The sequence below is a fragment of the Roseibium sp. genome (assembly GCF_048260565.1).
Taxonomy (GTDB): domain Bacteria; phylum Pseudomonadota; class Alphaproteobacteria; order Rhizobiales; family Stappiaceae; genus Roseibium.
In genome coordinates, this window is record NZ_JBLXGP010000002.1 from 674086 (window position 1) to 688625 (window position 14540).

General features: G+C 62.7%; 14 protein-coding genes. 7 read left to right on the plus strand and 7 right to left on the minus strand.

The genetic code is table 11. The features are described 5' to 3' along the window. Positions 1-27 precede the first annotated feature (27 nt). Together ACN0SO_RS07465 and nadC are read left to right on the plus strand one after the other, a co-directional pair. Positions 28-1638, plus strand: a complete 1611-nt coding sequence (locus ACN0SO_RS07465; RefSeq protein ID WP_417676109.1) for an L-aspartate oxidase — start codon at positions 28-30, stop codon at positions 1636-1638. A gap of 27 nt (positions 1639-1665) precedes the next feature. Then, positions 1666-2526 carry a carboxylating nicotinate-nucleotide diphosphorylase gene (gene nadC, locus ACN0SO_RS07470; RefSeq protein ID WP_417676111.1) on the plus strand — a complete coding sequence of 287 codons (861 nt, stop codon included), beginning with the start codon at positions 1666-1668 and terminating at the stop codon, positions 2524-2526. Positions 2527-2588: 62 nt separating this feature from the next. Here nadC and ACN0SO_RS07475 read toward each other — a convergent pair whose 3' ends face one another. Together ACN0SO_RS07475 and ACN0SO_RS07480 are read right to left on the minus strand one after the other, a co-directional pair. After that, complete coding sequence (locus ACN0SO_RS07475; RefSeq protein ID WP_417676113.1) at positions 2589-3761, minus strand: cell wall hydrolase; 1173 nt, start codon at positions 3759-3761, stop codon at positions 2589-2591. A 293-nt stretch (positions 3762-4054) separates the two neighbouring features. Next, positions 4055-4951, minus strand: coding sequence for a DMT family transporter (locus ACN0SO_RS07480; RefSeq protein WP_417676115.1), 897 nt, complete (start codon positions 4949-4951; stop codon positions 4055-4057). A gap of 148 nt (positions 4952-5099) precedes the next feature. Between ACN0SO_RS07480 and ACN0SO_RS07485 the strand changes: the two genes are divergently transcribed. Beyond that, complete coding sequence (locus ACN0SO_RS07485) at positions 5100-5387, plus strand: winged helix-turn-helix transcriptional regulator (protein ID WP_417676117.1); 288 nt, start codon at positions 5100-5102, stop codon at positions 5385-5387. Positions 5388-5411: 24 nt separating this feature from the next. Here ACN0SO_RS07485 and ACN0SO_RS07490 read toward each other — a convergent pair whose 3' ends face one another. The 4 genes from ACN0SO_RS07490 to ACN0SO_RS07505 form a co-directional block, all read right to left on the minus strand. Beyond that, positions 5412-6395, minus strand: a complete 984-nt coding sequence (locus ACN0SO_RS07490) for an NUDIX hydrolase (RefSeq protein WP_417676119.1) — start codon at positions 6393-6395, stop codon at positions 5412-5414. 32 nt (positions 6396-6427) lie between these two features. Continuing rightward, positions 6428-6934: a tyrosine phosphatase family protein gene (locus ACN0SO_RS07495; protein ID WP_417676121.1), complete on the minus strand. Its 507-nt coding sequence runs from the start codon at positions 6932-6934 to the stop codon at positions 6428-6430. Between the two features lie 61 nt (positions 6935-6995). Beyond that, entirely contained in the window at positions 6996-7670 is a 675-nt protein-coding gene (locus ACN0SO_RS07500) for a YfbR-like 5'-deoxynucleotidase (RefSeq protein WP_417676123.1), read from the minus strand. 24 nt (positions 7671-7694) lie between these two features. Then, positions 7695-8612: a YgfZ/GcvT domain-containing protein gene (locus ACN0SO_RS07505; protein WP_417676125.1), complete on the minus strand. Its 918-nt coding sequence runs from the start codon at positions 8610-8612 to the stop codon at positions 7695-7697. Positions 8613-8773: 161 nt separating this feature from the next. Here ACN0SO_RS07505 and ACN0SO_RS07510 point away from each other — a divergent pair, with 161 nt between their 5' ends. The 4 genes from ACN0SO_RS07510 (at position 8774) to ACN0SO_RS07525 (ending at position 13739) form a co-directional block, all read left to right on the plus strand. Continuing rightward, positions 8774-10108 (plus strand): dihydroorotase, encoded by a 1335-nt coding sequence (locus ACN0SO_RS07510; RefSeq protein WP_417676127.1) that lies wholly within the window; start codon positions 8774-8776, stop codon positions 10106-10108. Between the two features lie 287 nt (positions 10109-10395). After that, positions 10396-11628, plus strand: a complete 1233-nt coding sequence (locus ACN0SO_RS07515) for a L,D-transpeptidase (protein ID WP_417676129.1) — start codon at positions 10396-10398, stop codon at positions 11626-11628. 154 nt (positions 11629-11782) lie between these two features. Further along, the gene (locus ACN0SO_RS07520) at positions 11783-13057 is read left to right on the plus strand and encodes a DUF3419 family protein (RefSeq protein ID WP_417676131.1); all 1275 of its coding nucleotides are present in this window, start codon (positions 11783-11785) and stop codon (positions 13055-13057) included. Then, entirely contained in the window at positions 13041-13739 is a 699-nt protein-coding gene (locus tag ACN0SO_RS07525) for a class I SAM-dependent methyltransferase (protein WP_417676132.1), read from the plus strand. Before ACN0SO_RS07520 ends, ACN0SO_RS07525 begins: the two co-directional genes overlap by 17 nt. On the opposite strand, the gene ACN0SO_RS07530 is transcribed toward ACN0SO_RS07525, so the two are convergent. After that, complete coding sequence (locus ACN0SO_RS07530; RefSeq protein WP_417676134.1) at positions 13718-14419, minus strand: hypothetical protein; 702 nt, start codon at positions 14417-14419, stop codon at positions 13718-13720. The genes ACN0SO_RS07525 and ACN0SO_RS07530 overlap by 22 nt on opposite strands. Between the last annotated feature and the right edge of the window lie 121 nt (positions 14420-14540).

Below are 14540 nucleotides of genomic sequence, written 5' to 3' on the forward strand. Positions count from 1 at the left end.
GAATCGGCTTGTCTTGGGAAGTATTCCATGAGCGTATCGCTTGAGGATTTCGCGCCTGCGCGGGCAGGCAAGGATGTCGATGACGTCGTCATTCTGGGCGGCGGCCTTACGGGCCTCTTCTGCGCCTTGAAACTGGCGCCGAGACCGGTGACGGTGATCACCAATGCGCCGATCGGCAAGGGCGCTTCGTCCGCCTGGGCCCAGGGCGGGATCGCTGCCGCCGTCTCCGAACACGACAGCGCGGAAAAGCACCGGGACGACACGCTCGCTGCCGGCGATGGCCTGTGCGAGGAAAAGATCGTCGAGCAGATGACCCGCGAAGCGGGCGAACGGATCCGCGACCTCTTGTCCTACGGGGTGCCGTTCGACAAGGACCTGGAAGGGCGCCTGCAGCTCTCCCGCGAAGCGGCGCACTCGGAAAACCGCGTCGTGCGCGTCCGCGGCGACATGGCCGGCAAGGCCATCATGGATGCCCTTGTCGCAGCCGTTCATAACACGCCGTCCATCCGGGTCATGGAAGGCTATATGGGCGAAAGCCTGATGGTCGAAGGCCGCTATGTCACCGGCGTTCTCGCCCGCAAGCGCGGCGGCCTGGAGCGCATGGCGTTTCCGGCAAAGGCGGTTGTGCTTGCCTCAGGCGGGATCGGCCATCTTTATGCGGTGACCACCAATCCCGGCGAGGCGAACGGCCATGGCCTTGCCCTCGCCGCCCGGGCCGGGGCTGTCATCGCCGATGCGGAATTCGTCCAGTTTCACCCGACCGCGTTGGATGTCGGCAAGGACCCGGCGCCACTTGCGACCGAAGCCCTGCGCGGCGACGGCGCTACGCTGATCAATGCCGCCGGCGAGCGTTTCATGGCGAAGATCCACGCGGCCGCGGAACTCGCGCCGCGCGACATCGTCGCCCGGGCGATCCACCGCGAGCGCGTGGCCGGACGCGGTGCGTTCCTGGATTGCCGGACGGCCATTGGCGCGAAGTTCAAGGACCGCTATCCGACCGTCTTTGCCGCTTGTGCGGAAGCCGGCATCGATCCGGTGGCGCAGCCGATCCCGGTCACCCCGGCCCAGCACTATCACATGGGAGGCATCCTGACCGATGCGAACGGGCGTACCTCCCTCGACAACCTGTGGGCCGCCGGCGAAGTCGCCTCGACCGGCGCTCACGGCGCAAACCGGCTGGCATCGAATTCCCTGCTCGAGGCCGTCGTCTTTGCCGCGAGGATCGCAGAGGATATCCAGGGACTGATGCCGACCCCGCGCAGCGCATACTGGAATGCGCTCGACAGCGAACCGGGTCTGCCCAGCCAGCGCAACATGGAAGAACGCGACGCCATCACGGTGCTGCGCGATACCATGAGCAATCTGGTCGGCGTGGAGCGGGATGCGGCCGGTCTGAAACAGGCGCTTGCCACCATCACCAGTGTCGAGCAGGCCTGTACCCGGATCTCCATCCGCAACATGATGATTGCCGGCAAGATCATCGCCGCTTCAGCTCTCAAACGCACCGAAAGCCGTGGCGGGCATTTCCGCTCCGACTTCCCCGACGCCGATCCGGTACAGGCCAGACGGTCCTTCACCACATTGAGTGAGGTCGATGAGATCGCGAAGGCGGCCTGTGAGGAAATCGCCACAGCCTGACCGTAACAACCAGAAACGGACCGATCCATGACCGCCCAGCTTCCCGTTCTTCCCCGTCTGATCGTCGAGGAGGCCGTCAAGGCCGCCCTTCTGGAAGACTGGGGCCGGGCGGGAGATCTCACCAGCCAGGCGACGATCCCGGCCGAAGCCACAGCCACGGCAGTCATTGCCGCCCGCAAGCCGGGGGTCCTTGCCGGACTGGCGCTGGCCGAAAGCGCCTTTCGCCTGACCGACGACGCGATCAACTTCGAGACCGTTGCCGCAGACGGCGACCGGTTGGAAAAGGGAACGGTCGTTGCCCGCATTTCGGGGCCGGCCCGCGCCATCCTGTCGGCGGAACGGGTCGCGCTGAATTTCCTCGGACATCTGTCGGGTGTGGCAACGGCGACCGCCCGGTTCGCCGATCTGATCGCCCATACCAGCGCCGATATCGTCTGCACCCGCAAGACGACGCCGGGGCTCAGGACTTTCGAGAAATACGCCGTGCGTTGCGGCGGCGGATCGAACCACCGCTTCGGCCTCGACGATGCGATCCTGATCAAGGACAACCATATCGCCGTCGCCGGCGGCGTGACTCAGGCGATCGAGGCGGCCAAGGCCTTCAAGGGCCATCTGGTGAAGCTCGAGGTCGAAGTCGATACGCTGGAACAGCTGAAGGAAGCCCTGGCCTGCGGGCCGGATGTGATCCTGCTCGACAACTTTGATCCGGACCGTCTGAGAGAAGCCGTTGCGATCACCGCGGGCCGGGTTCCGCTGGAAGCCTCCGGTGGCATCGAGGCCGATACAGTCAAGGCGATCGCCGAATCCGGCGTCGACCTGATTTCCTCCGGCTGGATCACCCATTCGTCCCCGGTACTCGATCTCGGGCTTGATATCGAAATCGGCTAGGACAAATGAAAAAGGCGTGCCCGATCGGCACGCCCTTCTCAATTTTCTGGCGTTTGTTCCAGCTAGTTCCAGCTGCCGCCATAGGTCTTGTAGAAAATATGCTCGCCGATCTTGCCGCGCTTGACCATGGCCTTGGCCCAGCGGGGCTTGACGTAGGTGGCGTGGTAGTGGGTCGAGGCATCGACCATTTTCAGATACTGCTTGCCGCCGATGACGTCCTTGGCGATTTTCTCTGCGGTTTTCCAGGCGCCGGGCTGTGAAATCCGGTCCGCAATGCCGTCACAGGCAAAGGAGAACTGACAGCGGTTGCGCCTGTGCTTGTTCTGATAGACCACGCCGCAGATCGAATCCGGATAGGCCGGGTTCTTGACCCGGTTCAGCACCACCTGGCCGACGGCTACCTGGCCTTCCTCGCTTTCGCCGCGCGCTTCGAAATAAATCGCTTCCGCCAGGCAACGCTCTTGCTTCGACTCCCACACGGATTGGGGCAGGGGGCGCTGTGCCCACCAGTGCGGATTGTCCGGATCTTCCGGCGGCGGCATGTCCTGTTCGTATTTGGCGGCCCCGAAGAGCGCGTCGAACGGCTCCTTGGTGTCCTGGACGGATTCGGGCGCATAGGCCGAAACGAGGGAGAAACTCGCGGCGGCCGCGTTGCGGGCCATCATGACCTTCTGAAGGTCGATCGGGCCGTTTGAGCTTCCTCTCCTGGCCGCATTGTCGGCAATCGCGCTCGATTGCGACTTGCTCAGTGGCTGAGCCTTGACGAAGGCCACGCGCGGCATTCCCGCCTTTTTCTCGCCGTCGATCAGGCTCGGCATGGCAAAGACGGTGCCGGACGCCTGTTCGACCATCTGCCGGTCCGGCGCCATCGTGATCAGGCGGTTGCCTTTTCCGGCCCGGTTGACGGCCATGACATCCGGTATTTCCGTGGGACGGGTGTCGCGGACGATGTCGTCGAGGCCGCCGATCGTGGTTCCCGGGTCGTTCCCGATCCCGGAAGCCAGCCGGAACTGAGGACCGGAAGCCGGCGCTGGTGGACGGACGTCCTTCAGGGAAAGCGTCGGCTTCAGGGTTGTCATGAAGTTCGCCGGCTCCAGCGCCATGGTCCAGCGAGGCGCTTCCGCCTTTTCCGCCGCAATCAGCGCGATGATGTCCTGTTCGCCGGTGGCCTCCGTCAGGAAGGCGAAGGCGAAGAAACTGGCGATGGACAGATGTTTCAACCGCCGCCAGGACATGCGGCTTGCGCGTTTTCTCGAAGAAATCGGGGAAGAGGACCGCCGGCTCGGGCGGTGACGACGGCCAGACATACGCAGCCAACTCCAACTCGTTACGCGTGTCCGACCTATGCGGACTTGAACTCACTAACGGGGCATGAATGCCCAACCTGAAATTGAGATTGGCCGCTTAACCTTGAAAGACCGTTAATAAGCGCGAAAATCGCGGAAATTCGCGCCGAGCCTCAGCAGAGTTGACAGGCTATGGTTAACCGTCCGGCTGCCGGTCGATTGTCCGGCTTTGTCTGATTACCCTATCCGGTAATCAGGATAGCGGTTCCTGCCGTAGTGACGACGGCCCCGACCCAGGCCGTCCACGGTATGGTTCCCGTACCTGTCAGCCAAAGCATCGGCAGCATGAGAACAGGCGCGGTCGCTCCGAGCACCGCGACGACGCCGGCATGGCCCTGACTGAAGGCAAACAACAGCAGGGAAACGGCACATACGTAGCCGAGCAGCCCCGGCAGGACGGCCCGCAGGATGAGAGACAGGCTTGCGACCGTCTCGGTTCTCGCGCCGCGAATGGGCAGGAAGCCAAGGAACACGATCAGAACCGCTGCTATGCCGGTTCGTAGAAAGGATGTGGCAAGGGGGGACATGCCGTCCGTCATGACCGGCTTCAAAAGGATAAACCCGACGGCTTGGCAGAAAGATGCGATCAGGCCGAAACCGATTACCGGCATCAACGAACCGCCCGGTTTTTCCAGTTTCGTGACCTGGATTTCCCGCTTTCGGAAGAAGATGGCGATGATGATCCCGAGCATCGTCACCACACATCCCGAGGCTTCGGTCAGTGAGATGTTCTCGCCCAGATAAAGGTTTGAAAGAACAAGGGCCCAAACCGGACTGAGTGCCATCAGGAGCTGCATGTAGCGGGGGCCACCGCGCCGCAAACAGGCCATCATGGCCAGATTGCCGAGAAGAACGCCCAGAAACGTGCTGCTCAAAAGCGCGGGCCAGTGAGACAGGGAAACCGTTCCCCATCCACCGGTCCAGCTGACCAGAAGAGCCAGCGGTGGTGCGGAACTGACAAGTTGAATGCGGGTAATGCGGAAACTGCCGAGTTCCCGGGACGGCCTCTCGGCGAGAATGGCGCCGACAGCCCAGCATCCGGAGGCGGCAAGGGCTGTTGTGGAAGCGAGAACCGACATTGCACTTTCCTGAACGCATGCTATTAAAAAAGTAGCATTTGAATATCATGCAGAGCGTTGGATCGCTATGAAAAAAGTAGCAAAAAAAGAGACTCGGATTCCGAAACCCGGTTCACCCGTACGCGGGTCCAGATCCGGCGAGCCCATCATGGCGGTGTTCGATCTGCTTGGACGGCGCTGGGCGATGGGGGTGCTATGGGTCCTGAACCGGAACGGTTCGTGCACGTTTCGCCAGCTGCAAGCGCATTGTGAGACCGTGTCGCCGTCGGTTTTGAACACACGGCTGAAAGAATTGCGCGAAGCCGGCCTGATCGAGCATTCAGGATCGGGATACGAAGCGACGGCCGAAGGCGTAAAGCTTTACGAGTTGCTGCGGCCTCTTGGCCAGTGGGCTCACGGATGGGCTGCTCGGCTCGACGAGGAAGGCCGGAGCTGAGCGCCTGGAGCGCATCGCTCTAACTCAACGCCCGCCGACACGAAGGCCAAGGGCCGGGCGTTCTGTCAGGATCTCGTGCCGGAACCGGAACAGGGCGGCGGGCCGGCCGCCGGTGGCGGTCGAAGTCGCGCCCGTCGGCTCGACCAGGTTGGCGTTTTCCACCAGCCTGCGGAAGTTCTGCTTGTGCAGATGACGGCCCGAAATCGCCTCGACCGACGTCTGCAGATCGGTCAGGGTGAAGGTTGCCGGCATCAGTTCGAACACCACCGGCCGGTATTTCAGTTTGGCACGCAGTCTCGAGATCGCGGTCGCCAGCACCCTGCGGTGATCGAACCGCATCGGCCGGCCGAAGGCGGGCAGGATATCCCGGTTCCGGGCCGCGGGCCGTCCGTCGCGCAGGGCTTCCGGGACCAGTCCGGCTTCATAAAGAAGCTCGTAACGGTCCAGCGTTCGCTCCTCGTCCCAGGCGGACGGATCGTTGCCGAAGGCAAGCCGCAGCCGTTCCGGCCGGCTCAGGGCCCGTGCCGGCGTATCCTTCGGGGGCGCTTCTCTGGACCATTCCTGAAGGGCGGGAAGAAGGTCGGCATCGAGCAGGGCCGGCCTGCCGTCGCGCCAGTCTTCCCAGGGAAAATAGTCGTACCAGGAGCGCCAGGCGGAGTGGTGCCGTGCCAGCATCGTCTCCGAATCCGGTGTTTGCCGGGTCAGCGCCAGATAGCCGACCGAGACCATGTGAGGGCCGGCATCGCCCATGTGCCTGTGCCGGCCCCGGTCGCCGAAGGTATAGAGTTGTTCGATATAGCCCAAGCGCAGGGCGGTCTGCTCTTCCACCCAGGTCCTCAGGCCGATTTCGAATGTACGGTGGTGCAGCGGGTCGAAGGGGCCGAACGGCAGGCTGTCAGGCTCCTTTCCCTCCGGGTCGTTGACTTCGACGATCTGGGGCATGCCGGAAGAAACGGCAACGATGACGGCGTTCAGTCCGATTTCGATCGCTGCTTTCTGGTCTGGCATTCGCTCTCCCGGCGTCCTTGAAGCGGCGTCGTTCAGTCCATGGGCATCAGGAAGGGCGTACCTTCGAAGGCGGAGGCGCCGCGTCCGATCTCCCGGATCGCATCGATCATCCGCCCGTCCCGGTTCAGGATCTTGTCCGCCATGGCAACCAGACGGCTGTTCGGCGTCGCCGACGGTGCGCGCTCGCGCAGGCGGCTTGCAAGATTGTATTCGTCGGCCTCAGGGTTGAGCGCGCAGGCGGTGATATAGGCGCCTGCCGTGGATCGGCTTATGCCGGCCCAGCAATGGATCACCAGGGGGCCTTCACGCTCCCAGCTCCGGACGAACTCCAGCAGACGGACGACATGGACCTCCGCCGGCGGCGTCAGGCCTTCGACCGCATCGACGATGTCGTTGAAGCCAAGAAACAGGTGCCGGTCCGGATCGATGCCCGGAGGGGTCGGGACCGGCGTGTCCGCGTTGATCAGGGTCACGAGATGGGTCGCGCCCGTCTTTTCGACGGTTTCAGGAAGGCGCGAAAGCGAGCACACATGGAGCATGGCGATCCATTGATTTGTTCTTTTGATGAATCGTACCTGTCTCCGGGAGCAAGGTCACCCGTCAGGTCGTCTTCTTTTTTCCGTTGTTCCCATTTTTAGCATTTGCGTCTGCCTGGCGGAGAGCCTCAATTTGCTCGAAACGCTCAAGGAACAGGCTCTGCGCCTTGGCGACGGGCATGGGGGAGAGACCGAGTCCGGACGCCTTGCCGCCTTCCGGCGCGAATCCGCGCGGGCGGCCGAAAATCTTCGCCGCCTCCTTTTCATCGAATCCCGCAAGCTCGATGGCCTCGTAATAGGCACAGATGATGTCCGCTCGCTTGGCAAGCTTCTTGATGGTCTGGGGAAGTTCCGCCGGCAGGCCGAACCGCAAGTGGATCGCGGCCTGCAAGCGGCTCTCGACCGCCTTGTAGGCGCCGCCCATGACCGCCTTGAAGGGCGAGATCATGTCGCCGATCACATATTCCGGGGCATCGTGCAGCAGAACCGCCTGGCGCCAGTCGGGCGTGAGGTCCGGCTTCAGCTTCAGGGCGATATCTTCCACGATCAGCGAATGTTCGGCGACCGAAAAGGCATGCTGGCCCCGTGTCTGCCCGTTCCAGCGGGCAACGCGGGCGAGACCGTGGGCGATATCGGAGATCTCCACGTCGAGGGGAGACGGGTCCAGAAGGTCGAGCCGGCGTCCGGACAACATCCTCTGCCAGGCTCTGGGCGGCTGGTCCGAACGGTCTGCGGCCATGAAAGATCTTCCCTGGAAACGGTGTCAGTCGTCCCCGGCAGTCTCCTCCGGCCAGCCGAAGCCGGCCCATTCGGGCAGGCTCAACGTGACCTGGTTGGAACCGCATTGGAACGGGGTGCCGTTCTTAAGCGCGGCGGCCGCCTTGTCAAGACGGACAAGAGCAAGCCCCAGCGTTCCGCCGGTGCCCGAAGCGCTTAAATCAGGGGCAATGGAGCCGAGCGTTCCCACAACCTTGCCGTCCGCCGTGATCTCGGTACCGGATGCAGGCAGGGCCGCGTCGCTCGATACCCGGATTATCCTCTTGCGCGCCGTGCCGCGGTGATGGACGCGCGAAACCACCTCCTGTCCGACGTAGCAGCCCTTGGAAAAGGAGACGCCGCCGAGCTGATCCATGTCGGCGTCATGGGGAAAGACGTCCGAGTAGGCGTAGTCAGCAATGCCTTCCGGAACGCCGAGCGCGATCCGGTGTGCGGCATAATCGGCGTCGCTGGCTTCCGCAAAACCGCTCGCCTCGAATGCGGTTTTGACCGACCCGACTTCGCCGATGACGCGCCAGCCGAGGGCGCCAAGCCGGGGGTCTTCTGCCTGAACCCCGGGCAGGTCTGTCGGGGGCGTGCCATTCCAGCAGGCAAAGACGCAGAGATCCGTACTTGCATCCGCGATCTCGACCTTGGAACGCAGCCTGTAGAAGGTCAGCCGCTTGGCAAGGTCGGCCAACGTCTCTGCCGGCGTGTCCAGCAGGTAAGCATCACCGTCCTTCAGGATCAGGAAATCAAACAGGATCTTGCCCTGCGGCGTCAGCAGCGCCCCGAAGCCGGCACCCTTCTTGTCGATCTCCTCCATGTCGGCGGTGATCAGGTTCTGCAGGAAATGGTGGGCGTCGGCACCGGAGACACGGATCACGCCGCGGCTCGGCAGTTCGGCAAACTGCGGTTTCGTCATCGGGCAATGTCCTGTGTGAAAAGATCCATCTCTCATGGGAGATAGTCGCCCATATGAAACTGGGCAAGACCGGAAAAGCGGTGTGTGCAACACTGGTCCTTAAACGCTGAAGCGCGTATAAGCCCGTTCATTACAAATTGGCTGCTCCAGGAGACCCGAAATTGACCGAGACCTATGACCTGATCCTCAAGGGCGGAACCGTGGTCAATCAGGACGGCGAGGGCGTTCGCGATGTCGCCATCCGCGGCAACCGGATTGCCGGTCTCGGGAGTTTCGACAGGACACAGGCAGGCGAGACCATCGATTGCACCGGTCTTCATATCCTTCCCGGCGTGATCGACAGCCAGGTGCATTTCCGCGAGCCGGGACTGGATCACAAGGAGGATCTGGAATCGGGATCGCGCGCCGCCGTCATGGGCGGGGTCACGGCGGTCTTCGAAATGCCGAACACCAATCCGCTGACCACCTCCGAGGCGGCGCTTGCCGACAAGGTGAAGCGCGGCCATCACCGCATGCATTGCGACTTTGCCTTCTGGGTCGGCGGCACACGCGAAAACGTTGACGAGATTCCCGACCTGGAACGCCTGCCGGGTGCCGCGGGCATCAAGATGTTCATGGGCTCCTCGACCGGCGATCTCCTCGTGGAGGACGATGCGGGCGTGCGCGCGGTCCTCGCCAAGACCCGCCGCCGGACTGCGTTCCATTCCGAGGACGAATACCGTTTGCGCGAGCGCAAGGACCTGCGCGTCGAGAACGATCCGACGTCCCATCCGGTCTGGCGCGACGAGATTGCCGCCCTCCAGTGCACCCAGCGCCTGGTACGGATCGCGCGCGAAGTCGGTGCCAAGATCCACATCCTGCACCTGTCCACGGCGGAAGAGGTCGACTTCCTGATCGACCACAAGGATATCGCCTCCATCGAGGTGACGCCCCATCACCTCACCCTGACCGACGAGGCGTACAAGACCCTCGGCACGCTGGTGCAGATGAACCCGCCGGTGCGCGCGGCACGCCACGGGGAACGCCTGTGGTGGGGGCTGGAGCAGGGCATCCTCGACATTTTCGGGTCCGACCACGCGCCGCATCTTCTGGAAGAAAAGCAGAAGCCCTATCCCGCCTCGCCGTCGGGCATGACCGGCGTGCAGACGTTGGTGCCGATCATGCTCGACCACGTGAATGCCGGACGCCTGAGCCTTGCCCGGTTCGTGGACATGACGAGCGCCGGTCCGGCCCGCCTGTTCCAGACGGCCCGCAAGGGCCGGATTGCGGTCGGCTACGATGCCGACTTCACCATCGTCGACATGAAGAAGCGCGAGACCATCCGCAACGAATGGATCGCTTCCAAATGCGGCTGGACGCCATATGACGGCAAGGAGGTCACCGGCTGGCCGGTCGGTACCTTCGTGCGCGGCAACAAGGTCATGTGGGACGGAGACCTGACGGCGCCGTCAGCCGGTGAAGCGGTCCTCTTCCAGGACGGGTTGCCGCGCGGCTGAAACAGTGGTCAGCGTTGCCTGACCAATTCGACCAAGCGTTCCGGCCCCACTCAGAGGGGGGGGGAGTGTTGCCTTCCGGGCACGCCTGAAGGCCGGATTGCCCCTCGAGACCCAAAACAAACTCCTGTGATGTTTATTACAGTTTCCCATGCGGCATTATGGGAGTCTTGGGGCACGACAAGGTTTGGATACGGTTTAATAACCTTATCTCATAACGTAAAATACACAGGTCGCCTTTAAAAGTTCATTCGGGCTTTTAAGAGTTTTGCGTAAGAGGGCTCAAAGGGATGATTGGTTTTGTAAATTCATTTGCCGCACAACGCGCGACCGCGCGTTTCGCGGGTATGGCCACCGCGGCGTTGTTGGCGGTTTCGGTTTCAGGCGCGGCTTTGGCGCGCGACGCCGAAGATGCCAGACAGGTCGAAGCCGTTGGCCCGGAAGTGCCGCTGCAGATGCTGGTTTCGCTGAAAGAGCAGAAGATCAATGTCTACCGCGGGACGGAGCTGATCCGCTCGGCGCCGATTTCCTCCGGCAGTCCCGGGCGCAGCACGCCGTCCGGCGTGTTTTCGATCCTGGAAAAGCGCCGTAAGCACTTTTCCAACCTCTATAACAATGCGCCGATGCCGTATATGCAACGCCTGACCTGGTCCGGTGTGGCCATGCATCAGGGGCGCTTGCCGGGGTATCCGGCTTCCCATGGCTGCATCCGCCTGCCGCGCGACTTCGCCAGGGATCTGTTCGGAATTACCGAGCGCGGCCTCCACGTCGTGGTCACCCAGGAGCCGGCTCAGCCGGAACCGATCCGACACGCCATGCTGCCGCAGCCTCTGCAAGCCGGCACCTCGGTCGCGAGCCTGTCTTCCGGAACCATCGCCGCCGATCCGGCTTTGCGCGGAACCGTTGCCGCAACAGACGCGGACCGCGAACTGGCGCTCACTCCGGAAAATCCGGATTTCGACAAGCCCCTGCGCATGATCATCACGCCGCGCCAGGAGCCGAACCAGATGAAGACCCTGCAGAGCCTGCTGAACAAGATGGGCTATGACGCCGGTCCGGTTGACGGCGTGGTCGGCCGCAAGACCCGTGCCGCCATCAGCCTGTTCCAGGAAGGGGCGGATCTGCCCGTAACCGGGAATGTGACCACGGCTCTCGTCAACCGGATCTATCAGGACGCGGGCTATGAAGAAGGGCAGAACGCAACCCTGCGTATCCGCCGCAGCTTCCGCGACATTTACGAAGCCCCGGTCACGCTGAAGGATGCGGACAAGAAGATCGGCACCTTTGTCTATACCGCGCTTGCTTTCGAACCGGGCGATGCCCACGTCGACTGGATGGCTGTGCCTGCCGAAGGCGAGCAGTACGGCACGCCGACGGAAATCCTCGACCGCGTGGTCCTGTCGGACAAGGTGCGCCGTGACCTGTCCAGGATGCTGACCCCGGGATCCTCGCTGATCGTGACGGACCGCTCCTTTGCCCGCAACACGGGTCTCGGTACGGACTTCGTTGTCGTCACCAAGTAACCGATCAACATCCCATTGAGCGAAAAAGGCCGCCTGTTTCGGGCGGCCTTTTTTGTCGGACAGGGATCGGAATCGCCGCGGCGTCACCAAACTGTCGTCTCACTCCCGTATCGCATCGTAAATTTTTTAAACGAGCGCCGAATCGGAGAGAACGATGACGCCTAGCCCACGGGCCGACACCCTCAGTGCCTCCAAGGTCCGATTGAAGAATGCCGTTCACCGGTCCGAAGCGACGTCCCGCGATGGAATTCTGGAACGCCTGTTCACCTTCGCCTTCAAGGGTCTGGTCTATCCGCAGATCTGGGAAGATCCGGACGTCGATATGGAAGCGCTGAAGCTGACCCCGCAATCGCGCATGGTGACGATTGCCTCCGGCGGCTGCAACGTGATGTCCTACCTGACGGCGGATCCGGCGGAAATCACCGCCGTCGATCTCAACCGGGCCCATGTCGCGCTCGGCCGGCTGAAACTGCTGGCGGCTCAACGCCTGCCCAACTACGACAGTTTCTACCGCTTCTTCGGCGAAGCCGACGAAAAGGCGAATATCGCCGCTTATAACCGGTTCCTCCGCGATGAACTGGACGGGGACTCCCGCGCTTACTGGGAGGGCCGGGATCTGGTCGGCTGGGGACGCAAGCGGATCACGCTCTTCTCCCGCGACCTTTATCATCATGGGCTGCTCGGCTATTTCATCGGCATCGGCCATTTTATCGCCAAGCGCTACGGCATCGATCCCAAGCATTTCCTCAAGGCTCGCTCGATCGACGAACAGCGCAGCTATTTCGAGACGGCCCTTGCCCCGCTGTTCGACAAGCGGCTGGTGCGCTGGGCGACGTCGAAGAAAATGTCGCTTTACGGTCTCGGCATTCCGCCGGCGCAGTATGACGCGCTGGTCTCCGCGAATGCGCAAGGCAACATGTCGGAGGTCCTGAAAGAACGTCTGAAGAAGCTCGCCTGCGACTTTTCCATTCAGGACAACTACTTCGCCTGGCAGGCCTTCAGCCGCGGTTACGCGCCTCAAGCAGGCGAGTCGACCGGAGAAGCCGGTCCCCTGCCGCCCTACCTGAAGCGGGAGCATTTCGACGCAATCCGCCAGCGGGCCGACCGGGTTCAGGTGCTGAACCGGAACTTCACCGAGCACCTGCAGGGCGAAGCCGACGACAGTCTCGACGCCTATGTCCTGCTCGATGCCCAGGACTGGATGACCGATGCCCAGCTGAACGCGCTGTGGAGCGAGATCACGCGGACCGCACGGCCGGGCGCGCGGGTGATCTTCCGCACGGCGGCCGAGCCCACGCTTCTGCCGGGACGGGTCGCGGACGAGACGCTCGATCGCTGGACTTACGAGGAAGCCGAAAGCCTGCGGCTTGGACGGCAGGACCGTTCATCGATCTACGGCGGGTTCCACCTGTATGTCTATAACGGATAAATCCCCGGCGGCCGCCACGGAAACGGCGCGGCTGATGGATGCGGTCTACCGCAACCAGCGTCATTTCTACGATCTGACCCGGAAATACTATCTTCTCGGGCGCGACCGGCTGATCGAGCGGCTTGAGTTGCCCCGAGGCGCCACTGTGCTGGAACTGGGCTGCGGCACCGGCCGCAATCTGATCGCGGCCGCGAAACGCTATCCGGACGCCCGCTTTTTCGGGGTCGATATTTCCGAACACATGCTTGAGACCGCCAGGCACAATGTTGCGCGCGCGGGACTGGGCGACCGGATTGTGTTCCGCCAGGGAGATGCCGCCGATCCTTTGGCGGCGGACGCCTTCGGCCTCGATGTCTTCGACCGGGTGATCTATTCCTATACGCTGTCTATGATCCCGGTCTGGCGCGAAGCGCTCAAGGCGGGCATGGCCCGGCTTGCTCCGGGCGGGCGCCTGTCCGTGGTGGATTTCGGTCAGCAGGACCGGCTGCCGGGGGCCTTCAGGAAGCTGTTGTTCCTGTGGCTTGCGAAGTTTCACGTCAGCCCGCGTGCCGACCTCCCGCGGGAACTCGAACAGTTGTCCGCCGAAAATGGCGCAAGCCTGAACGCGTCGGATCTCTACCGCGGATACGCCTGGTACGCGGAAATCAGTCGTCCCGTGGGCTACTCGCCCGCGACGAAGTAGTGCAGGGTTCCGTCCTTGCCGATGCCGACCCGGTAGAACAGCCAGACGCCATAGTCCTCCATTTCCGCAAAGTCGGCGGAAGTGATCAGCCGGTACATCTCGACCTTCTGCTGTGGCGTCAGCCGGGTCAGCGGGTATCGGGCGAAGTAAGGCCAGATATACATTTCCTGAGCCGTGCCAACGTCCACATGAACGAAACCGGCCGACAGCGTGTCCGCCAGAATTCCCAGGACCTCCAGTCCGTCATCGTCGCCGGAGCTCTCTTTCAGAAACTGGATCGGGTCGCCGATTTCCGTCAGCGACAGCGTCGGCGGCATCTCGTTGCTTTCCAGCACCATGCGCAGACGGTTGAAATCGGCTCCGAGCGCGGCTTCCAGCAATTGGGCATGCATGCGGGCCACCGGCGGCGGCAATTGGCCGAGATCGTAAAGAACCTCCGGCAATGCCACCTGATCCTGGTTTGCCGGAGCGCCGGCTTCGGCCTCCGGTTCTGCATCTTCGGGAGTGGACGGCATCACGGAAGGAACGTCGCCTTCCGGAATGGAGGAGCCACCCGGGGTTTGTCCCGGAGTGACCGTAATCGTATCCGTCTTGACGGTTTTCGCCCCGGCCACGCAGGGCACGCCGCCCGCAATGGCGACACTTGCGGCGACCAGCAAAATTTTCAGGCGGACAATCACGGCTCTCACTCCCTCCAGTCGCGAATGACGGACTTTCAATACACGCAAAGGCGCCCCGCTGACCACAGATATTCCCGCAGTGCACATCCATTCTTGTCATCCGGCTGTTGCAGCGGTATCG